We start from the raw sequence: 22,120 nt of genomic DNA, 5'->3' as shown, positions 1-22,120 counted from the left end.
GGGCGCGATCGGGCGGGGGGACGGCGGGCGCTGGCGCGGCAGCGGCCGGTTGGTGGAATGAGCAGGTGAGCGGGTGAGCGGCGCGGCCTGGTACTACGCGCGGCGCGGCGATGGAACCGGAACTGGCACGACGTCGTGGTACTTCGGCGACGCATTCTCGTGCAGCAGATCGCCGAGATATTGCGCGAGTTCGTCCGCGGCGAGCGCGGACGGAATCTGCAGATTGGCCGGCCGCCGCTTGCCTTCGGCGCCGAGATCGAACACGGTCCAGCGGCCATTCGAGCGCACGACGGCGAGCAGGCGCCCGAATGCATTGAAACGGTATTCGTCCTGCATGGCACCGCTCCTTCGTGAGGGGACGCGCCGGCCGCGCGCGTCGTGCTTACTGGATCGAGCAGCTCAGCCAGCGATGGATCTTCAGCGCATCGCTCGACACGCCGGCGCGCGTCGGTGCGCCGAGCAGCACGATCGTTTCGCGGCGGCCCTTCACACGCATGCGCATCACGACGCCGTGCCCCGATTCGTTGATGAAGCCGGTTTTCTGCAGCCGGATCGGCAGGCTGCCGTTGCGGACGAGCGGATCGGAGTTCACGTACAGCAGTTCGCCGTCGCCGGCCTGCACGGTGGTCGACGTGTCCGTCGAGAAGTAGCGTATCAGCGGATCCTGCGCGGCCGCGCCGACGAGCCGCGCGAGATCCTCGGCGGTGGACACGTTGTGCGGAGACAACCCGGTCGGTTCGCGGAAATGCGTATGGCGCATCCCGAGCCGGCGCGCCTCGTGGTTCATCGCCTTCACGAACGCGGCACGGCCGCCCGGATAGTCGCGGCTCAGCGCGGCAGCCGCACGATTTTCCGACGACATCAGCGCGATATGGAACATCTGGCGGCGCGACAGTTCGGCGCCGATCGGCAGCCGCGAACCGGTGAACTTGATCGTGTCGCGGTCGCGTGAGGTGACGCGCAGCACGCCGTTCAGCGGCCGGTCCACGTCGCGCGCGACCACGGCGGTCATCAGCTTCGAGATCGACGCGATCGGCCGCACGGTGCCTGCGTTGCGGGCCAGCAGCGGCGTGCCGGAATCGACGTCGAGCACGTAGGCCGCGCGTGAGTGCAGCGAGCGCACCGCGCGCGGGCTGTAGCCGCAGCTCGCGAGCAGACGCGGCTTCGCGGCGGGACGCGGGCGAACCGCATTCGTGCGTTTCGCGCGCCGGTGCTGCGGCGCGGGTGCGGCGTGACGCTTGACCGAGTGATGCTTGACGCGCGGGCGGCGGTGCTTGACGGCCTTGTTCTTGCGGTGGGCGGGGGTCTTCTTGACGACTTTCGCCTGCGCATGCGCCGCCGCGGTGCGATGCGGCTGCGCGCGCTGCGCGGACGCGTTCGTTGCGAACGCGAGTGTCAGGAACGAGAGGGCGAGGATCAGGGTGGTCCGGGCGCGAGGCAGGCGCGCGATGAGGCCGGTCAAGCGAAAGTCTCCTTTTCACGCGCGTTGCGGCGGCGCGAAATGCATGGGCGGTGAGCGGGTGCGGGAAATTATAAGGTCGATCGCGTGGCGATGACGATCGATGTGTACGCAATGGTGCGTGATGCGGGCGGATTCCTGCTGTTTTTTTGCGGAGGATCGAAGGTGCGCGTCCGGCGGAATGCGCGCGAGGAGCCGGTTCAGCGCGGCCAGTTCCGCCGCGACACGACCGCGAAGCTGATCGCGATCGAACCCGCGACGGCGCGCGGAGGCGCGTCGTCCAGCGCATCGCCGAAGCGAAAGCGGCGGCTGCGTCCGTCGACACGTGCGGCACGACGCTCGGGCGCCGGCGCATCGGGCTCGACACGGCTTTCGTCGGCGACCACCGTGTCGCACGAGATATCGGTCAGGCACTCGGCCGCATGATCAACGGACATGACAGTGAATTCCAGGAGGGGCATGCCCGTATTGAACGTCACCCCGTTCGATCAGTAAAATGAATGCTTCGATCGATACGATTCCTTTAAAGAATGGAATTGAAACTGCTGCGCACCTTCCTGACGGTCACCGAACTCAGCCATTTCAGCCGCGCGGCCGACGCGCTGCACATGAGCCAGCCGGCGTTGAGCAAGCAGATCGGCGCGCTCGAGGCGAGCCTCGGCGGCAAGCTGTTCGAGCGCGGACGGCACGGTGCGGAACTGACGCCGTTCGGCGAACGCTTCCTGCCCGATGCGCAGGCGCTCGTGCGCGATGCCGACGAGATCCTCGCGCGTGCGCGGGAGGCGACCAGCGGACAGCGCGGGCATCTGCGGCTCGGCATCTGCCTGTCCGTGCTGACGCTCGTGCCGAAACTCGTCGCGGAATTCCGTCGCCGCAATCCGGGTATCGCGGTCACGCTGAGCGATCTGTCGTCGTCCGAGCAAACACGCCGGCTGCGCGCCGGCAAGCTCGACGCCGGCTTCCTGCGTCTGCCGTCCGATGAAGGGCTGTCGTCGTTCAAGGTGATCGACGAGGCGCTCGCGCTCGCGGTGCCGCCGCATCTCGGTTTCAAGCGCGTGCCGGCCGATCTCGACGTGCTGAACGAGATCGGTTTCATCGCGCTGCAGCGCGCGCGCGGCCCGGGGCTCGCCGCGCAGATCGACCGATGGTGCGTCGAGCGGCGCTTCGTGCCGCAGGTCACGCAGCAGGCGGAGGACGTGCAATCGGTGCTCACGTCGGTTGCGGCCGGGGTGGGCGTCGCATTCATTCCGTCGGGCGCGCAGTACCTGCTGCGCGACGCGACCGTCCTGCCGCTCGACGGCCGGGACGCGAAATGGCGCGTCGGGCTCGCATGGCTGTCCGACCGCGACGATCCAGTGACCACGCGTTTCGTGTCGTTCATGCGCGCGGCGATCAAGAGCGCGTAACGGCGGCGTATAGTGTTCGCGATGGCATCCTTCCTGAATGCCGGCCCGGCGCCGGCTCACGAATCCGACTCGATGACTTCAGAATCCGACGACGCTCCACTCGATCCCGCACTCGTCGCGACGCTCGCGACGCTGCACGAAGCCGCGACCGATCCGTCCGGCAAGACCTGGTCGCTGCCGAAGATCGCGAAGCGCACGCAATTGCCGATGAGCACGCTGCGTCGCGTGCTGACGCAACTCGACGCCGCCGGCCTGAGCGCGACGACGCTGAGCGACGACGGCACCGGCAGTGCCGCATTGACCGAAGAGGGGCGCGCCGTGTGCGCGCAACTGTTCGGCGCGAACGACGCCGGATGAAAAAACGGACCGCCCAAAGGCGGTCCGTCGCACGAAGGTTCGACATGCGGCATCGGCCGCATCACCGCGGCATCACCACCGCACCGTCAATCCGCCCATCACGGAGTGACGGTAGGTCTGGTCGTTCAGTCCGTGTCGGTAGCCGACGTCGAGATCGAGCCAGGGCTTGGGCGAATAGATCGCACCCGCGATCACGAACGCAGGATTCGCGCCGGCGCCGCTTTCCGCGTTGCGCGACGTGCCGACGTCCGCCACGATCTGCAGCGTGTCGGTCGCCTTGTAGATCGCCGCGCCCGAGACGGCCCAGATCGCCGTCAGGTCGCCCTGACGATTCGGCTGGTACGTCATTCCCGCATTCGCGAGAAACGAGAACTGCGAAACGTCGATTTGCGCGAGCAGCGTCGCGCCGGTTCCCACGCGGCCGGTGCCGAGCCCGCGCCGGTCGTTGCCTGTGGGCATCGTCGCCATCGGCTTCAGCGCGAGCGACAGCGGCCCGCGTTCGACAAACCGCCACTTCATGCCGATCTCGACATCGCCGAACCCGGCGCCATTCTCGTCGGTACGCGTTTGCAGATGCGTGTAGGGCGCGTTGACGTAGAGGTCGACGCGTTCGCCGAAGCCGCGCGTGAGCGTCGCATTCCACATCTGGTGGCGGCCGTTTTCGTCCTGTTTCGAGGTTTCCTCGGCATTGAGCTCGAACTGCCAGTTCGCGTTGCCCTGGGTGCCCGGGTCGTCGCTGACGAGCGGGTGGGCGGCAAAGGCGTCGAGTGGCGCGAGCAGGGCGCTCGCGGCCGCGAGCGGAAGCATTCTTTTCATCACGTTACCCTTGGTGCGTCGGCGGCGGCCGGCCCCGAGCGGGCCGGCACGCCGTCGTCCGGAGGAAATCAGAACCACTGCTTGTAGCGACGCACATAGATCGTCTTGACGATCTGCGCGAGCAGGATGTAGCCGACCATCGTCGCCGCGAGCCACAGCCAGTAGCTACCCGGCAGGTGCATGAAGCCGAGCGAATCTGCGAAGGGCGAGAACGGCAGCCAGCAGCCGATGGCGATCGCGGTGAACGTCGACAGCAGCACCGGCAGTGCGGCCGTGCTCTGCAGGAACGGGATCTTCTGCGTGCGCAGCAGATGCACGACGAGCGTCTGCGACACGAGGCTCTCGATGAACCAGCCCGAGTTCATCACGACCTGGCCGCCCGTGCCGCCGTGCAGGTGATACATCGCGCCCGCGCCGAACACGGTCCACATCAGGATGTACGTCGTGATGTCGAACACCGACGACGTCGGGCCGACCCACAGCATGAAACGGCTGATGTTGCCGGCTTCCCACTTGCGCGGCTTCTTCAGGAACTCCGGATCCATCCGGTCCCACGGCAGCAGCATCTGCGACGTGTCGTAGATCAGGTTCAGCACCAGCAGCTGGGTCGCGAGCATCGGCTCCCACGGCAGGAACGCGCTGGCGACGAGCACCGAGAACACGTTGCCGAAGTTCGAGCTGGCGGTCATGTTCAGGTACTTCAGGATGTTGCCGAACGTCTCGCGACCCTTGATCACGCCTTCCTCGAGCACCATCAGGCTCTTTTCGAGCAGGATGATGTCGGCGGTTTCCTTCGCGATGTCGGCGCCGCTGTCGACCGAAATGCCGACGTCGGCGTCGCGCAGCGCGGGCGCGTCGTTGATGCCGTCGCCGAGGAAGCCGACCGTGTGGCCGTTCGCCTGCAGTGCCTTCACGATGCGCGCCTTCTGCAGCGGCGTGAGCTTCGCGAACACCGTCGTGCGTTCGACGACCTGCGCGAGCGTCGCGTCGTCGAGCGCCTCGATTTCGGCGCCGAGCACCGGTTTGCCCGGCTGGAGGCCGACCTGGCGGCAGACCTTCATCGTGACGGTCGGGTTGTCGCCCGTCAGCACCTTCACCGACACACCGTTCTCGCGCAGCGCGGCGAGCGCCGGCGCGGCCGATTCCTTCGGCGGATCGAGGAAGGTCAGGAAGCCGCGCACGACGAGGTCGCGCTCGTCGGCGGTGCGGTACTGCTCGCGTTCGTCGCCGCGCGGGATCGTGCGCGTCGCGAGCACCAGCACGCGGAAGCCGTCCTCGTTGTACGCGTTCGCCTGTTCGAGCAGCCGCTTGCGCGCGACGAAGTCGAGCGGGCGCACGCCGTCCTCGTCCTGCACATGGGTCGACACCGAGAGCATTTCCTCGACCGCGCCCTTGCAGATCAGCAGGTGCGTGCCGTGCGTGTCCTCGACGACGACCGACAGGCGGCGGCGCACGAAATCGAACGGCAGCTCGTCGATCTTCTTGTAGCCTTGCGGCTTCACGCGCTCGCCGATCTCGTCGGCGCGCGCGACCACGGCGATGTCGATCAGGTTCTTCTGGCCGCTCTGATGGAAGCTGTTCAGCCAGCCGAGCCGCAGGATGTCCTCGTTCTTGTGGCCGGACAGGTCGAGATGGTGTTCGAGGATGATCTTGTCCTGCGTGAGCGTGCCGGTCTTGTCGGTGCACAGCACGTCCATCGCGCCGAAGTTCTGCACGGAGTTCAGCCGCTTCACGACGACCTTGCGGCGCGCCATCGCGATCGCGCCGCGCGCGAGGTTCGCGCTGACGATCATCGGCAGCATCTCGGGCGTGAGGCCGACGGCCACCGCAAGCGCGAACGTGAGCGCGCTCAGCCAGTCGCCCTTGGTCAGGCCGTTGATCATGAACACGATCGGCACCATCACGAACATGAACTTGATCAGCAGCCAGCTCACGCTCGCGACGCCGCGATCGAAGCTCGTCTCGATGCGCTTGTGGCTCACGACGTTGCGCGCGAGCGAACCGAAGTAGGTGTCCTCGCCGGTCGCGACGACGACGGCCGTCGCGGTGCCGCTTACCACGTTGGTGCCCATGAAGCACACATTTTCGAGATCGAGCAGCGACGTCGACGCGTCGTTCGCCGTGCCCGGCGTGCCGGCCATGCCCGTGTTCGCCGACTTGCTGGCGACCGCGCCGAGCGTGTCGTACTTCTCGACCGGCAGCGCTTCGCCGGTCAGCACGGCCTGGCTGATGAACAGGTCGCGCGACGCGAGCAGGCGCACGTCGGCGGGAATCATGTCGCCGGCCGACAGATGCACGATGTCGCCGACCACCACTTCGCGCATCGGCACCTCGCGGCGCGCCGGCTCGGACGTGTCGGTCACCGAGCGCTGCACGGTCGCCGTCGTGCGGACCATCGCCTTGAGCTTTTCGGCCGCCCGCAGCGAACGGAATTCCTGCACGAAGCGCAGCAGCGCGCTGATCGTGACCATCGTCAGCAGGATCGTCATGCCGACGTACTCTCGCTCGCCGGGCGCCGCGAAGTAGACGTCGGTGCAGAAGCTGATCGCGGCCAGCACCAGCAGCACATAGACGAACGGATTGTGGAACGCGTGCAGCAGCTGGCGGGTCCAGTGCGGCGGCTTGTCGTGCGCGATTTCGTTCGGACCGTGGTGCTGAAGACGATCGGCGGCCTGGTCGTAGGTCAGGCCGCGCGTGCTGGTGCGCAGCGACTTGAAGGTTTCTTCGAGCGGGCGGGCCGCTTCCTGCGCGGCGCGCATGATGCGCGGTTCGTTCTGCTGACCGGTGCCGGCGTTGATGAAGCCGCGCTGTTTCTTTTGCGTGGGTTTGCGTTGTGTCATGAGTCGCTCCTTGCGCACGAGGCGGCGGGCGGGGAGCGACCGTGACGTTATCGACGCACGAGCGCTCCCCGCCGCGTCGCGTCAGGCGCGATCGGGTGTGGATCGGTAAAGGGGGGAACGCTCGCCGGCGCGCGGAGTGTTGCGGTCGGCGGATCGATGCGCAGCGGCGCACCGGCGAGCGATAATCGACTACTGTCGTCCGAGTTCATCTGCACTCCTGTCGGTTGCGGGTAGCGGGCACGGGCGATCGGCAGCCGCGCACGCACGAAGGCGCGCGGCGCAATGGCACGCGAACGGAACATGCGCGCAGCTCGCGCGGCGCGCAGCACGAATACACGCGCGGCAGCGTACGGTTACGCGGCGCGGGCATTCGGCGATATCGAAAAAATTTGGCGGGGGATTCTGGCCGGTAATCAGGCCGGAAGGGCGCCGCATCCTGCTTCCCGGGATGCGGCAGAAGACGAGGCTCTGCGCGGTTTCCTCAGGCAGCAGTCAAGTTGGTCGAGGACCAACTACAACTCGCATCGGTGTTCACAGAACACTCCATGTAATCAGACGGGGCGATGGTAATGGGTCGTCGTGCGAAGCGTCAACCTTTTTTCCGCCCTTTATTTTCAGGCAATTCTTGCAGAACGTTAGCGCGGCGACGTCGGCTCCGCACATGAAAAAAACCGCGCGCATGGCAACGCATGCGCGCGGTTGCGTTGACGCAGCGTGCGGCTTACTGCATGGCCGCCGTGACGGCGGCGCCTGCATCGGCGATGCCGGCGCCGGCCGGCAGCGCGGTGCACGACGTGCTGGCCGGCAGCATCGCCGCACGCGCGCCGCCTTGCAGCTTCTGCTGGATCTGCGCGGGTGTGAGGTTGCCGTTCACCGACAACATCAGCCCGACGATGCCCGATACCTGCGGCGTCGCGAGACTCGTGCCGCTCGCGGAGCCGTACGTGTCGGCGCCCGGCGTCGTGGTGCCGCTGTTGGCGGTCGACAGGATGCTGACGCCCGGTGCGCTCAGCGCGACGTCGGAACCGAAGTTGCTGAACGATGCGCGGCGGCCGGTCGCGTCCGTCGCGCCGACGCTGATCACGCCGCGGCAGTTCGCGGGCTGGTCGAACGCGGTCGACAGGCCGTCGTTGCCGGCGGCGACGACGACGGTCACGCCCTTCGCGTTCACGTCGTCGATTGCCTGCTGGAACGTCGCGCTGCACGCGCCGACCCCGCCCAGGCTCAGGTTGATGATCTTCGCGGGATTCGGGTTGGTTGCCACGCCGGCGACCGGAATGCCGGCCGCCCAGCGCATCGCGTCGGCGATGTCGCTGGTCTTGCCGCCGCACTTGCCGAGCACGCGCACCGGCAGGATCCGGCCGAGCCACGACACGCCGGCGACGCCGATACCGTTGTTGGCGTTCGCGCCGATCACGCCCATCACGCGTGTACCGTGCCAGCTGCTGGTGCTCGGTTCGCTTGCGCAGTGATAGTACGGGCCGCTGGCATCGTCGAGTTCCTGCTGCGTGACCCAGTCGCCCGGATCGGTCGCATCGGTGCCGCGCGTCTGGCCGTTGTTGCTCGTGTTGACGTTCGAGATGAAGTTGTAGCCGGGCAGCAGGTTGCCGACGAGGTCGGGGTGCGGCCGGTAGCCGGTGTCGAGCACGGCCGTGACGACCGTCGGCGTACCCTTGGTCCGCGTCCAGGCGGGCGGCGTGTTGATGCCGACGCTCGCATCGGACAGATACCACTGCTGGCTGTATGCGGGGTCGCTCGGCGTGTCGCGGATCCGCATCGGGTGATCCGGTTCCGCGTAGTCGACGTCGCCGTCGGCCGCGAAGGCCTGCGCGAGCGCCGCCGCGTCGCCGGACGCGATACGCTGGCCGATCGACAGCACGGCCGCGCCATCCGACAGCGTCCGCTCGACCTGCACGTTCAGCGATGCCTGCGACGCCGTCGCGGCGGCATACGCACGTGCGGCGCTGGTCGCAGTCGGTGCCGACCAGCGCGTGATCGAGCGCTGGATCACCGCGTCGAGCCGCGTGCCGGTGTCGAGCGCCGCCATCGCGCGCGTGGCCGTCAGCGTCTTCAGCTTGACGATCAGGTGATCGACCGGCGGCTCGGCCGGCGCGGTGGTCTGGGCGGCCATCTGCGCGGCGGCCTGCTGCGTCGTGCACGCGTTGTTGCCGCTGGTCGCGGGCGGGGTCGTCGGGGCCGGGGTCGGGGCGGGCGACGGCGCGGGGGCAGGAGCCGCGTTGGAGGAAGACGGGTTGCTGCCGTCGCCGCCACCGCCGCCGCAGCCGGCGAGCGGAAGCAGGGCGGCGGCGGACAGCATGCCGGCGAGCATGCGCGCATGAGCGGAGCGGGCCAGCGCGAAATTGAAACGTGTGGCTCTCATGGTGAAGCGATCCTCGTAGATAACCGTCGTGCTGGCGGTCGTGCCGGGTCCGGAGGAACACCGGACCTTGTCGTTTTTGTCTGACGTATGCCGCGAGGTTGCTGCGACGCGCCATGCACTGGGTAACGGCTGCCGCGCGCGCTTCTTGAGTCGTTTTAGGAGAAAAAATCCGATTACCGCAAACGATTGCGTTGCTGCGTCGCAGCATGATTGCGGGTCGGATGCCCACGACACGGCAGGCAGGACGCGACCGAATGCGTCCGGTCGGGCGCGACGTGGGATCCACGCGCGTTTGCGCGCCACGGCAAATTCGGCGCCCGCGCGCGGCCGCGCCGGCAGGCTCCTTACGCTTTCCCTGATGCGACGCGAATTTTGTCGGGCGTACGATCGCGATTCGATCAACGTTTCGTCAGGAGAAAAGCATGGATCGCCGCTTCCGTTGGCTGGCCGTCGCGCTGACCTGTGCACTGGCAGGCACTGCGCACGCGCAGGCGCTCACCGGCACGCTGAAGAAGATCAAGGACACGGGCATCGTGTCGCTCGGTATCCGTGAATCGTCGGTGCCGTTCTCGTATTCGGACAACCAGCAGAAGAACATCGGCTACTCGCGCGACATCGCGGCGCGCATCATCGACGCGCTCAAGGCGGAGCTGAAGGCGCCGAACCTGACGGTGAAGGAAATCCCGATCACGTCGCAGAACCGGATTCCGCTGCTGCAGAACGGCACGATCGACTTCGAGTGCGGGTCGACGACCAACACGCTGGAGCGGCAGAAGCAGGCCGCGTTCTCGAACAGCATCTTCTTGTACGGGATCCGTTTCAGCACGCGCAAGGATTCGGGCGTGAAGGACTTCACGGACCTGGCCGGCAAGACGGTCGCGACGACGGCCGGCACGTCGGACGAGCGGCTGCTGCGCAAGCTCAACGAGGAGAAGGGGATGAACATGACGATCATCAGCGCGAAGGACCACGCCGAAGCGTTCATGAACGTCACGACGGGGCGCGCGGTGGCGTTCGTGATGGACGAGCCGCTGCTGTACGGCGAGATCGCGAAGGACCGCAACCCGGGCGCGTACACGGTGGCCGGCACGCCGCTCGTCCATGAAAACTACGCCTGTATGATGCGCAAGGACGATCCTGCGTTCAAGCACGTGGTCGACGGCGTGATCGCGAAGCTGCAGACTTCCGGCGCGGCCGAGAAGCTCTACGACCAGTGGTTCATGCAGCCGATTCCGCCGAAGGGCGTGAGCCTCAACTATCCACTGTCGCCGGAGATGAAGCAGCTGTTCAGGAATCCGACGGATCAGGCACAGTACTGAGCGGCGCGTCGTGGTGGAATTGCATCGCAAATGAAAAACCGCCGGCCTATGCCGGCGGTTTCGGTTTCCGGCCCGGTCGCTTGCGCGACGGAACCGGGCGTTAGGCCTTGATTTCCGGCCCGCGCGCGGCCGGCCTGGCCGGTGCCGACGGGGCCGGCGCCAGCGCACGCGTGGACGGTTGCGCCGGCACGATCACGACGACCGGTTCCGGCATTGCCCACGGCGGCATCGCGAACCCGACCGGCTGCGGCATCGGCATCGCGAACGCGTTGGCGAGCGCGACGTGCTGCAGCGCCATCATCTGCTGCATGGCAACCATCTGCGCCTGGGCCGCCTGCATCTGATACTGCGCGACCTGCATCTGCCGCAACGCGGCCGCGGGCGGCATGCTGCCCGCCGACGACGTCTGCATCTCGAAGCTCGCGCCGCCATGCGGGCTGTGCCAGCTCCACGTGCGGACCTGCATCGGGCCGACGGCGGTCTGAACGACGCGCGTATCGGCTTTCACGGGCACGGCCTGCCCATTCACATTGACGAACATCGGTTGTGCGGCCGGAGCGGCGTCGGCTTGCCCGGCCATGGCGAGCACGGGCATCAGCGCCAGCGTGCCCGCCGCCCAATACGAACGGAATCGCATGTTCGGATCTCCATCAAACGAGACTGATCGAATCAACAATGAACGAATCGTGCGGCTCACGGACGGAGCCACGAGCGACTATGCGAGCGCCGGCTTAAATCTGGCTTAAAACCGGGGCGGGACCGCGGGACGAGGCTGGGTGGGGTGCCCGGGGCGACTCGCCAACGCCCATGAACGGCCCGTTTTACGCGTGTCGGAATATGCCGCAATCGGCATTTCAACCTCGCCCGCGCCAATGGTATTCCCGTCGCGTCGCGTAACAACAGGCACAATGTGCGCTTCGCTTCGCCGCGCACCGTTGTTCGACATTCGAACACGCGGGCGCGTGTCGCCGCCGTCCGAATCCTTCCCGGTTGTCATGAACGCCTCGCTCAATCCCGCGCGCGAATCAAACTCGCCGCGCTTCCTGTTGTTCCTGATTTGCCTGTTCGCCTCCGCGGGCCAGCTCGCGATCGACATCTACGTGCCCGCGCTACCCGACATGGCGCGTTCGTTCGCGACCACGCCGCAGGCGATCCAGTCGAGCGTGTCCGGCTACATGGCCGCCTATGCGCTCGGCCAGCTGATCTTCGGCCCGGTGGCCGATGCGTACGGACGCAAGCGCGTGCTCGCGTTCGGGCTCGTCATCTATACGATCGGCTGCCTGCTGTCGCTCGGCGCGCCGAACCTGGAGACGTTCGTGCTGGCGCGCTGCCTGCAGGGCTTCGGGATCGCGACCACGAACCTGCTCGCGAAGGCGATCATTACCGATTCGTTCTCGGGTCAGGCGTTGATGCATGCGTTCACCTACATGTCGATCGCGTGGGGGCTCGCCCCGATCATCGCGCCGGTGATCGGCGCGCATCTGCAGGAATGGTTCGGCTGGCGCGCGTGCCTCGTGTTCCTGCTGGTGTATTCGCTGGTGATGTGGGCGCTGTGGTGGCACTACCGGGAAACCTTGCCGAAACCGGTCCATCTCGAGCCGCGCACGCTGATCGCGAACGCGGGCAAGGTGCTCGCGAGCCCGGTGTTCCAGAGCTGCTTCCTCGCACAGGGGCTGTGCTACAGCATCCTGCTGGTGTTCAACATCGTCGGGCCGTTCATGGTGCAGACCACGCTGCACAAGCCGCCGACCTTCTTCGGCTATCTCGCGCTCGGAATCGGGCTGATGTATTTCCTCGGCGGGCTGTCGAACCGGATTCACGGGCGTGGGCTGCCGAGCGCCGAGCGGCGGTTGCGCATCGGTGCGCGCGTGATGGCGGTCGCGGCGGTCGTGATGCTCGTGCTGGCGCTGACCGTCGGCCTGCGCGTGTGGACGCTCGCGACGCCGGTGCTCGTGATGGGCCTCTGCGCGGGTGCGATGTATCCGACGCTGATGGCCAAGGGCAATTCGCTGTTTCCGCATATCGCGGGGCTGACGAGCGCGATCCTCGGGTGCGCGCTGCTGCTCGTGTCGTCCGCGATGATGGGGCTGGCCGGCTTCGTGTCGGTGCAGGTGCTGACGCCGCTCGCGGTGTTCTTCGTCGCGCTGTCGTTCATCGTCGTATGGATGGTGACGAAGCTGCTGCGCTACCTGACGCAGCAGCAGGCCGCGAGCGTCGCTTGCGGGAGCGGGGAGGCGGCGTAAGCCGCATCAACCGTTACCGCGCGGGAGCTTTGCGTTTATAGCGGATGCGCGGCGCCGGCCTGCGTCAACAGCGAAACGGCAACCGGATCCGGCATCCCGTTCGAATCGATCGCGCCGGCCTTGGCCAGCATCCCAAGATCGGCGTCTACGCCCGGTTGCCCGACCACGAACTGCGTGGTCAGAAACGCCGGCGTCGCGAGCGTGACCGAGTAGCGCTGCTGGAGATTCGTCACGACGGCCGACTGCGCGGCCTGCACGGTGCCCGGATCGCCCATCACCTGCTGGAAGTGCCGATTCCCCTGGAAATTGCCGATCAGTCCGGCCGTGTTCGTGCCGAGCTGCGCGGCGAAATAGACGAGCATCAGCTCGGTTTCGGGCGTCGTGTTGAAGGTGCCGCCCGCGTAGGCGAGCGAATGCAGGCTCGTGCCGCCCGACGCGACGCTGATCACGCACGGCAGCACGGCGTTGACGGTCACGCGGTAGTTGCCGCCGCCATCGGTCAGCGTCGTCGCCGAGCCCTGCGCGCAACTCACCGTCACCGATGCGCTCGCGAGCGCGGTGCCCGTGGCGGCCGTGCCGGACAGCGCGACGGTCTGCGTGTTGTTGTCGTTGAAGCAGGCATCGACGCCGAAGCAGGCCTCACCGTTGCAGCCCGCCAGTGTCGCGAGCGCGGCGACGCAAAGTGCGCCCAGCGCGGGGCGGGTGAAGTGGGGCGGGCGAATGTTCATGGTCGCGGGCGATCGGGGGAAGAAGACAACCGGTGAGCACAGGGCAGACGGCCCTGCTCACATTCTAGGTGCCGAATCGGGGTGTTGCTTGCCCGTTTGAAGCAGGGGAGCGAATTTTCCGAGCGCACCGGCAATCGATTTCCCGCCCAGCCGCCGAAGGCGAACGCGGCCGGCTCACCCGCTCAGGGCTTGCGCGCGGCCGGCTTCGCGAACGCGCCGCGCACCTCGAAGCCGATCGCATCCGCGACGTTGCCGCGCGCGTCGACGAGTTCCAGCCGGTGCCGGCCCGGCCACGGCATCCACGCGATGCGGTCGGCGTGCCCGATCACCTTGTCGTCGAGCCGCCATGCGAAGCGCGCGGCATGCCCGGACGACCGCTCGAACCAGATCCGCTGGTTCTTCGGTGGAATGTCCGGATCGATCGCGAAGATCGTGCCATCGGTCGGTGCGCCGATCGCCAGCGGTGCGCGCGCGCCGTCCTTGCCCGGCGTGACGGGCGCCGCGAGCCGGATCGTGTCGAGCGCCGTGCCCGCGATGAACCACTCGTTGCGCGACGGCTCGACGTCGCGCTCGAACGCGATGCGGCGCGTTTCGACGCCGGCCGGCGCTTTCGGTGCACGGCTCGGCAGGTCGCGATGCAGGTAGCCGACGACGGCCGACCACACCGGCGACGCGCCCGTCACCCCCGATACGTCCCACATCGGTGAACCGTCCGCATTGCCGACCCACACGCCGACCGTATAGCGCGACGTGAAGCCGACGGTCCAGTTGTCGCGCATGTCCTTGCTCGTGCCGGTCTTGACCGCCGAAAAGAAGCGCGTCGCGAGCGGGTTGTCGAAGCCGAACGTGCGCACCCGCGCGTTGTTGTCGGAGAGGATGTCGGTGACGACGAAGCTGGCCGCTTCGCTGAATACGCGCGTGCCGTTGTCTGCATGGCCCGGTGTCGATGCGCCGGAAGCGGCCGACGGCGCCGGCAGGTCGACGACCTTGCGCACGACGCCGCCGTTCGCGAGCGCGCGATACGCATTGGTCAGCGACAGCAGCGTGACGTCCGCGCTGCCGAGCGCGAGGCTGAAGCCGTAGTAATCGCCTTCCTGCGCGAGGGGCAGGCCGAGCGCGGTCAGCGTGCGCGCGAAGCGGTGCGGTGTGACGAGCACGAGCGTGCGCACGGCCGGCACGTTCAGCGAGCCGCCGAGCGCGGTGCGCACGCTCACCCAGCCCTTGAAATCCTTGTCGTAGTTCTGCGGAATGTAGAGGCCGCCGCCGGCCGCGAGGTTGATCGGCGCGTCGTCGAGCAGCGACGCGGCCGTCAGCCGCTTCTCGTCGATCGCCTGCGCGTAGAGGAACGGTTTGAGCGTCGAGCCGGCCTGACGCGGCGCGAGCACGGCGTCGACGTCGCGTGCGCTCGACAACGCCCCTGACGAACCGACCCACGCGCGAATCTCGCCGGTCGCGTTGTCGATCACGACGACCGCGCCGTCCTGCACGTTGCGCCGGTGCGCGGGCGCGTTGAGCTCGGTCAGTGCGCGCGTCAGCGTGTCGCGCGCGAAGCGCTGCAACGGCGCGTCGAGCGTCGTGCGCACCTGCGCGCCGGCCGCGGGTCGGACCTCGGCCGCGATGCGGCGCGCGAAGTGCGGGGCGAGGGCGGCGCCGTCGTCGCGCACGGCGTTGGCCGGGCGTGCGATCACGAGCTGCACGTAGCCGTCGAGCGACGCGCAGGCCTGTTCCGCATGCATGTCGCGCAGGATCCGGCAGGCCCGCTCGGCGACCTTCGCGGGTGCCGCGTTCGGCGCGCGCACCAGCGCCGCGGCGATCGCGGCTTCGCGTGCGTCGAGGCCGGACGGCGCCTTGCCGAACAGCACCTGCGACAGCGCGGCGAGCCCGACCGTCTCGCCGCGAAACGGCACGAGATTCAGGTAGGCCTCGAGGATCTGGTCCTTGCGCCAGCCGCGTTCGAGCAGCAGCGCGTTCATCGCCTGGGTGGCCTTCTGCGGCAGCGAGCGCTGACCCGAGCGGCGCGGCGAATCGCTGAGCAGCCCGGCGAGCTGCATCGTCACGGTCGACGCGCCGCGCGTGCGCTCGTTCCACAGGTTGCCCCACGCCGCGCCGGCGATGCCGCGCCAGTCGACGCCGCTGTGGTCGTAGAAGCGCTTGTCCTCGGACACGACGATCGCCTCGCGGAACGCGGGCGACACGTCGGCGAGCGACACCCAGTCGCCGCGCCGTTCGGTGAGATCGACGCGCGTGCGCTGCAGCGGCGTGCCGTCGCGCGCGAGCAGCACCCAGTCGGAACTGCGCCAGCCGCGCCGCACGTCGTCGTAGCCGGGCAGCGCGTGCGCGACGAGCGGCGCGGCCAGCACGACGGCGACGAATACGCGGCCGGCGAAGCGCGCCGGCCGCGGCAAAACCAGATCGATCATCGCGTACTCACGACTTGCCCGCGTCGGCCGGCTTCACGGTCATCGGCGGGTTCGGCCACAGGCCGTACACGGACGGCGCGTACAGCGCCTCGACGCGCGTCGGCGGCAGCCCGAAGGTGCCGACGTTGTTCAGCCGCACCGTGTATTCGACCGAGAGTTTGCCCTTCGGCAGATAGTCGTAATACGCGCGGTAGCCGTCGAAGTCGCGTTCGATGAACGCCGGCCATGCGCCGTCCGGGGATTTCTCGCCCTGCGTCGCGGCTTCGGAGTCGCGGCCGAGGCCCGAGCCGAGAATCGTCGCGCCGGACGGGATCGGATCGTTGACGACGACCCACGTCATGTCGCTCTGCGCATCGATGTCGAGATGCACGCGCACGACATCGCCGCGCGTCAGCACGCCCTTGACGGCGGGCGACACGGGCGTGATGGTCTTCGTGATCCGGTAGCCGGCCGCGAACGGCGAGCGCAGCGGCACGGCCGCGAGACTCTCGACGGTCGCCCACGGGCGGCCCGTGCCGTCCTGCGTGACGGACAGCGTGGCCGGCGCCTGCGACGCACGCGGCCACGGCATCAGCACGCTGCGTGCGGCGGCGGCGCGCGTCGCGGCGGTGGCCGATGCAGGCGCGTCGGCGGGTGCCGGTGCCTGCGACCACGGGATCGCACGCTCGTTGCCGCCGAGCGCGACCTTCGTCGTGCCGGCGACCGGCACGCTCTCGTAGGTGCGCGAGAAGCGTTCGACCGCGAGCTGGCCGAGTGCGTTCGACGTCGTCGTCTGCCATGCGCCCTGGCGTTGCAGCGCGAGCAGGCCGGCCGTCACGCGCGGCATCTCGTCCTTCCACGCCGGGTCGCCCGCGAATTCCAGCGCGAGGCGCGCGGCGTTGGTCTCGTTGCTCGTCATCAGCCACCACAGGTCGTCGTCGCGCGCGGTCGAGAACACGAGCTGCGTGCCCTGGTACGTGAGGCGCGCGCGCAGGATCTGCTCGACCTGCGCGCGTTTCTCGTCGCGCTGCGGGATGTCCTTCACGCGTGTGAGGATCGCGTGATAGTCGATCACCGCCGACGTCGGCCACTGGTTCGGCGCGATTTCGATCGAGCCGAGCATGCGGCCTTGCGCGGCACCGTAACGCGACAGCGCCTCGATCGCGGCCAGCTTGCGCAGGTCGCGATCCTGGCGCGGCGCCCACGCGTTGCGCTCGATGCGGCCGTCGATGAAGCGCGCGAGCCCGGCTTCGAGCTGCGTGCGCAGGTCTTCTGGCAGCGCGAAGCGCGGGTCGAGGCGACCGGCTTCGTCGGCGACCACGAGCAGATACGACGACAGCGTCGGGCTGCCGTAGTGCGCATCGTCGGACGACGGCGGGAAATAGCTCGCGAGCCCGTCGCTGTCGAGGTAGACGGGCATCCGCGCAACCAGCGCCTGCCATTGCGCGGCGTCGTGCAGGCCGATCGCACGCGACGTCTGCTGTTCGAGGCAGCGGTACGGATAGCGCTCGAACCAGCGCCGCACGCCGGGCAGGCCGTCCGCGAGCTTCGACTGCAGCGACACGGCGATGCCGCCGCGCGGCGCGCCCTGCGCGTTGTTGACGGCGCCGGCCGGGGCCGACACGGGCACCGTGAGGGTGCCATCGACCTGCGTGAGCGTGGCCTGCTGCACGGTCACCGGCAGTGCGGGCACGACCTTCTGCGCGACGGCCAGCGCATCGGCCGCGCGCTTGCCGCCTTGCTCGGCCGCCTCGATGCGCCAGTTCAGCGCGCCGGCCGCGTCCAGCGCCTGCTCGGGCACCGTGATTGTCCACGCGACCTCGGTCGCCGCGTTGGCCGCGAGCGACACGGTTTGCGGCGCGACATCGAGCCCCGTCACGCGCGGCGTCACGATCACCTGCATCGCGCGGTCGGTCGTGTTGCGCAGCGTGACCTGCGCGCGGAACGCGTCGCCTTCGCGCACGAGCGGCGGCAGGCCGGAGATCAGTTGCAGGTCCTGCGTGCTGCGGATCGACGTGCTGCCGGTGCCGAAGCGGTCCGGGCCGACCGCCGCGACGGCGACGATCCGGAAGCGCGTGAGCGCGTCGTTCAGCGGCACCTCGACGTTTGCGCTGCCGTTGGCGTCGAGCGTCACGCGCGGATTCCACAGCAGCAGCGTGTCGAACAGCTCGCGCGTCGGCGCGCTGCCGCCGCCGCCGCCGGCCGGCACGGCCTTGCGGCCGAAGTGGCGGCGGCCGACGATTTCCATCTGCGCGGTGGCCGTCTCGACGCCGTACGCGCGTCGCTGCAGCATCGCGTCGAGCAGATCCCAGCTGTTGTTCGGCATCAGTTCGAGCAGCGCCTCGTCGACGGCCGCGACCGCGATCTGCGTGCCGGCAGGCGCGGGCTGGCCGTTCGGCAGCGTGACCTTCACGTGCGCCTGCGCCTTGCCGCGCACGGTGTAGCGCGTCGCGTCGGTCGTCACGGTCACGCCGAGACGATGCACGCCGGTGCCGACCTTGATCTCGCCGAGGCCGTAGCGGAACGCGGGCTTCGACAGGTCGACGAACGCGGTCGGCGCTTCATGGTGACGGCCTTCGCGCCAGAACGCGCGCGCCCATTCGACCGGTGCCTTCCAGCCCCACGTGAAGAACGAGTACCACGGCACCTCGCGAATCCGGCCGCGCAATGCAAGCACCGACACGTAGACGTTCGGCCCCCACGATTCGCCGACTTTCAGGTCGACGGTCGGATTCTTGCCGGTCAGTTCGACGATGTGCGTTTCCATCACGCCGCCGCGTTCGACCGCGACCAGCGCCGTGGCATAGCGGAACGGCATGCGCACCTGGAAGCGGGCCGTTTCGCCCGGTTCGTAGGACGTCTTCTCCGGAATCACGTCGATCCGGTCGGTGTTGTCGCCGCCGAACCACAGTTCGTCCTCGCGCGTGACCCAGACGGACGTCGACGCGTTCGACGTGCGGCCGTCGCCGTCCTTCGCGACCGCGATCAGCTGGACGTTGCCGGCCTGTTCGAGCGTCGCGTCGCAGGCCATGCGGCCCTTGTCGTCGGTCTTGCCCGAGCACAGCACGCCGAGGTCGCGCGTGTCGCTCTTGTTGTCGTACGCGTAGAAGCCGCCGACCATCCGCTTGCGCGACGACGTCGTGACGTGCGCGACGCCCTTGATCTCGATCGACACCGACGCACGCGGCTTGCCCTGCAGGTCGACCGCGAGCGCCTGCACCGGCACGCGCTGGCCGACCGATACCCAGCGACCGGCCTTGATGCCGGCCACCACCGCGGCCGGCCACAGGATCGTGTCGCCGCGGATCGTCTGCACTTCGCCGTTCGGGTCCGCGAACGTCGCCTCGAGCGCGATGCGCTTCGGCGCGTCGACGTCGGGCAGGCCCTTGAGCGTGACCGCGCCCGCGCCGTTGCGGTCGAGCGTCAGCGGCAGCTTGTCCGCGATCAGCCTGGTCGCGTCGGGGTCGTTGTTCGCGGCCGACGCGTTGTCGCCGTCCTGCGAATCGTCGTCGGCGTTGCCGTCGCTGCGCTCCGGACGATAGGGCGTGAAGCTGAAGTCCTCGAAGCGATCCGCGAACGGCGGCGACGCCCACTTCATCAGCGCCGACACCTGCACGGGCAGGTTCGATGCGCCGCCGCCCGACACGTAGTCGATCTGCACCGCGAGCGGCGCCTCCTTGACCGCGACGAGCGGGCTCTTCTGCGCGTCGCGCGCGCCGATCGACCCTTTGAGCACCGGCAGGCGGAACGCCTCGACGCGGAAGCTGCCGCTGTAGTAGCTGGTGGTCGGCGCATCGTCCGGGCCGCCTTCGAGCGTGACGCTGTATTCGCCGAGCTTGGCCGCGGGCGGCAGCGGGAACTGCGTGTCCGCGCTGTGGTCGGCCGACCACGTGAGCGGCAGCTTGTAGGTCTGGTCGGAGCCGAGATGGCGGATCTTCACGCGCGTCGGGTATTGCGCCGGGAACGCGAGGGTCTGCAGCGTCTCGGTGCGCAGGAAGTGCTTCATCGACACGGTTTCGCCGGCCCGCAGGAGCGTGCGGTCGAACACGGTATGCGCACGCACGGTCGGTTCGCTGCCGGTATCGGTCGGCACGTTGAAGCGCCACGATTCGATCCCGCGGTTCCAGTTCGAGCTGACGAACGCCATGTCGGGGCCCGTCTTCGGATCGTCGACGCGCGCCGACACGAAGTAGTCGTCGAAGCGTTCCGACTGGCTGCATTCGTGCTTCGGCTCGAATTGACCATCGATTTTCAGCAGGCCTTGCGCATCGGTCTTGCCGGTCGCGATCTCGTCGCCGTTGCAATCCGACACGCGGATCCGCGCGTTCGGCACGGGCTTGCCCTTGTCGAGCGTCGTGACCCACACGAGGTTGTTTTCGCGGCCCTGTTTCAGATGCACGCCGAGGTTCGTGACGAGCACGGTGGTGCGCACGTACATGCTCGACGGCTTCGCGAGCAGCGAGCGGCCGAGCGCCGGCGACGCGAGTTCGAGCACGTAGAAACCGGGCTTGTCGATCGGCACGCCGACGACCTCGAACGGACGCAGCGCCTTCGGATCGGCCTTCGGCAGCGTCATCGCCTGGGCCCCCGGCTCGCCGGTGAGCAGCGACAGCGAGCGCACGTCGATGCGGCGATTCTGCGGCGCGGGCATCTTTTCACCGGCCTCGAGCGGCACGTAGACGGGGTGCTGGCCCGTGCGCCGGAGCAGGCCCGGCACGCGCTCGTCGATCGTGCCGGCCGTCATCGCCCAGTTGTCGAAGCGCTCGACGGTGCGCATCCATTGGCGGATCGTGGTGTCGTCGTCCACCTTCAGGTTCGAGAATTGTGCGCCGCGCGTGTTGAGGCCCGCGATATGCAGGTCGGCCTCCACGTTGCGCAGCGTGACCGGCACGAGCGCCGGCGTATCGGGTTCGGCGAAACGCTCGACGATCCCGAAGGTGCCCGACGAGAATTTCGCGAGCGGCGGCATCGGCGCGGTGCGCGTCGCGAGCGGGAACAGGTCGGCGTTCGCGAGCGCGCGATCGGTCACGTCGCGCAGGCCGGACGGCAGCTCGATCGTCAGGTTCGCCTGCGCGGGCAGCGGCGGGTTGAACGTGACGGTCGTCACTTCGTCGCTGTGGTCGTCGGCCCCGAAGGTCGGCGAAAGCGAACCGTCAGGACCGCGCAGCTTGATCGCCTCGGCGTTCTTGCGCGAGATCGGTGCGTTGAACGACAGCGTCAGCGGGCGCAGCGGCGTGCAGGGCGCCTTCGCGTTCTCGCGTTCGCACGAGAAACTCGCGGCGAACGGGGCGCGCACCGTGAAGTCGAAGCGGCGCTCGGTGTCGTTCGCGATGCCGCTCGGGCTCGCGACGCCCTTGCCGTAGACGAGCTGCATCTTCGCGCTTGCGGGCAGCGCCTGCGCGCACGACAGCGTCAGCACGCGCGCCGCGTCCTTCTTCAGCCCGAAGTGGTCGAGCAGCGCGTTGCGGGTCTCGTCGTCGGCGGCCGTGACGGGGATGCGGTTGCCGATGCCGGCCGCTTCGCACCAGATGTTCGCGAGCGCGGAACGCGGCTCGGCCGGGCCGTTCAGCTTCAGCACGAAGACCTGGCGCTCCTCGATCTCGCGCGAGCCGGGGCGCACTGTCACCGGGAACGGGCCGCCGGTTTGAAACGTGAAGCGGCGCGGGCCGCTCACCGCATTGCCGGCGACCGAGCGCAGCGTGTCGTTGAGCGCGACCGAGCAGCGCACGCCCGGCGGCAGGTCGTTCTCGAAATCGTAGACCCAGGTCTTGTCGTCGAGCCAGTGGCCCTGGCCGCGTGCGGCGGTGGAATCGTTGCAGGTCATGCGCGCGGGGTTCGGCGCGGACGCCGAACCGAACGCGACCATCGGTTCGTCGAACTTGACGACGCTTTGCCGGACTTCGGTGACCGTGCCTTGCGGCGACACGCTCACGGTGCGCGCCGCGAGCGCGTGCAGCGACAGTGCCGCGGCGGCGCCGAGCGCCGCGACCGCGCCGATGCGCCAGAGTAGCCGTGTGGTGTGATTGGATTGATGCGTGTTGTTGTGTTTATTGTGCTGCTTCATCGCTCGATGCCCTCGGAGGGAAGCTTTCTGTTTGATTGCACGGGATTCTAACCGACGCGCATGTGAGCGGATGACGGGATGGGACGGCGCGTGTCGTCGGCTTGCGACA

The 22,120-nt window shown here is 68.4% G+C and carries 15 protein-coding genes; 4 read left to right on the top strand and 11 right to left on the bottom strand.

Annotated features, from left to right (window positions below):
- Window positions 1-93: 93 nt before the first annotated feature.
- The 3 genes from LMA02_RS24785 to LMA02_RS24775 all read right to left on the bottom strand — a co-directional run bounded on the left by LMA02_RS24785 (window position 94) and on the right by LMA02_RS24775 (window position 1,896).
- Window positions 94-336, bottom strand: a complete 243-nt coding sequence (locus tag LMA02_RS24785; RefSeq protein WP_228907895.1) for a DUF7661 family protein — start codon at window positions 334-336, stop codon at window positions 94-96.
- 46 nt (window positions 337-382) lie between these two features.
- On the bottom strand, window positions 383-1,462 hold the full coding sequence (locus tag LMA02_RS24780; RefSeq protein WP_228907894.1) for a serine hydrolase: 1,080 nt from the start codon (window positions 1,460-1,462) through the stop codon (window positions 383-385).
- Window positions 1,463-1,659: 197 nt separating this feature from the next.
- Window positions 1,660-1,896, bottom strand: coding sequence for a hypothetical protein (locus LMA02_RS24775; RefSeq protein ID WP_228907893.1), 237 nt, complete (start codon window positions 1,894-1,896; stop codon window positions 1,660-1,662).
- Window positions 1,897-1,989: 93 nt separating this feature from the next.
- On the opposite strand from LMA02_RS24775, the gene LMA02_RS24770 reads away from it, so the two are divergent.
- Together LMA02_RS24770 and LMA02_RS24765 are read left to right on the top strand one after the other, a co-directional pair.
- Window positions 1,990-2,865 (top strand): LysR family transcriptional regulator, encoded by an 876-nt coding sequence (locus LMA02_RS24770; RefSeq protein WP_228907892.1) that lies wholly within the window; start codon window positions 1,990-1,992, stop codon window positions 2,863-2,865.
- A 72-nt stretch (window positions 2,866-2,937) separates the two neighbouring features.
- Window positions 2,938-3,222 carry a transcriptional regulator gene (locus LMA02_RS24765; protein WP_166724982.1) on the top strand — a complete coding sequence of 95 codons (285 nt, stop codon included), beginning with the start codon at window positions 2,938-2,940 and terminating at the stop codon, window positions 3,220-3,222.
- A gap of 72 nt (window positions 3,223-3,294) precedes the next feature.
- Here LMA02_RS24765 and LMA02_RS24760 read toward each other — a convergent pair whose 3' ends face one another.
- From LMA02_RS24760 to LMA02_RS24745, 4 genes are all read right to left on the bottom strand, one after another.
- Window positions 3,295-4,038, bottom strand: a complete 744-nt coding sequence (locus LMA02_RS24760; protein WP_228907891.1) for a transporter — start codon at window positions 4,036-4,038, stop codon at window positions 3,295-3,297.
- 68 nt (window positions 4,039-4,106) lie between these two features.
- Window positions 4,107-6,878: a magnesium-translocating P-type ATPase gene (mgtA, locus tag LMA02_RS24755; protein ID WP_228907890.1), complete on the bottom strand. Its 2,772-nt coding sequence runs from the start codon at window positions 6,876-6,878 to the stop codon at window positions 4,107-4,109.
- Between the two features lie 47 nt (window positions 6,879-6,925).
- Window positions 6,926-7,180 (bottom strand): hypothetical protein, encoded by a 255-nt coding sequence (locus LMA02_RS24750; RefSeq protein WP_228907889.1) that lies wholly within the window; start codon window positions 7,178-7,180, stop codon window positions 6,926-6,928.
- 419 nt (window positions 7,181-7,599) lie between these two features.
- On the bottom strand, window positions 7,600-9,258 hold the full coding sequence (locus LMA02_RS24745; RefSeq protein WP_228907888.1) for a S8 family peptidase: 1,659 nt from the start codon (window positions 9,256-9,258) through the stop codon (window positions 7,600-7,602).
- A 422-nt stretch (window positions 9,259-9,680) separates the two neighbouring features.
- On the opposite strand from LMA02_RS24745, the gene LMA02_RS24740 reads away from it, so the two are divergent.
- The gene (locus tag LMA02_RS24740; protein WP_006752358.1) at window positions 9,681-10,577 is read left to right on the top strand and encodes a glutamate/aspartate ABC transporter substrate-binding protein; all 897 of its coding nucleotides are present in this window, start codon (window positions 9,681-9,683) and stop codon (window positions 10,575-10,577) included.
- Between the two features lie 100 nt (window positions 10,578-10,677).
- On the opposite strand, the gene LMA02_RS24735 is transcribed toward LMA02_RS24740, so the two are convergent.
- Complete coding sequence (locus LMA02_RS24735; protein WP_228907887.1) at window positions 10,678-11,214, bottom strand: hypothetical protein; 537 nt, start codon at window positions 11,212-11,214, stop codon at window positions 10,678-10,680.
- Window positions 11,215-11,572: 358 nt separating this feature from the next.
- On the opposite strand from LMA02_RS24735, the gene LMA02_RS24730 reads away from it, so the two are divergent.
- Window positions 11,573-12,820: a multidrug effflux MFS transporter gene (locus LMA02_RS24730; RefSeq protein ID WP_228907886.1), complete on the top strand. Its 1,248-nt coding sequence runs from the start codon at window positions 11,573-11,575 to the stop codon at window positions 12,818-12,820.
- Window positions 12,821-12,855: 35 nt separating this feature from the next.
- Here the strand turns inward: LMA02_RS24730 and LMA02_RS24725 are convergent, their stop codons facing one another.
- The 3 genes from LMA02_RS24725 to LMA02_RS24715 all read right to left on the bottom strand — a co-directional run bounded on the left by LMA02_RS24725 (window position 12,856) and on the right by LMA02_RS24715 (window position 22,011).
- Window positions 12,856-13,548 (bottom strand): hypothetical protein, encoded by a 693-nt coding sequence (locus LMA02_RS24725; protein ID WP_228907885.1) that lies wholly within the window; start codon window positions 13,546-13,548, stop codon window positions 12,856-12,858.
- A gap of 182 nt (window positions 13,549-13,730) precedes the next feature.
- Complete coding sequence (gene pbpC / locus LMA02_RS24720) at window positions 13,731-15,968, bottom strand: penicillin-binding protein 1C (RefSeq protein WP_228907884.1); 2,238 nt, start codon at window positions 15,966-15,968, stop codon at window positions 13,731-13,733.
- 7 nt (window positions 15,969-15,975) lie between these two features.
- Window positions 15,976-22,011, bottom strand: coding sequence for an alpha-2-macroglobulin family protein (locus LMA02_RS24715; protein ID WP_228907883.1), 6,036 nt, complete (start codon window positions 22,009-22,011; stop codon window positions 15,976-15,978).
- Window positions 22,012-22,120 lie beyond the last annotated feature (109 nt).

Source organism: Burkholderia sp. B21-005, assembly GCF_020843965.1.
Taxonomy (GTDB): domain Bacteria; phylum Pseudomonadota; class Gammaproteobacteria; order Burkholderiales; family Burkholderiaceae; genus Burkholderia; species Burkholderia ambifaria.
Note: the sequence above shows the minus strand (reverse complement) of the source record. Positions and strands in the feature narration are given on the sequence as shown.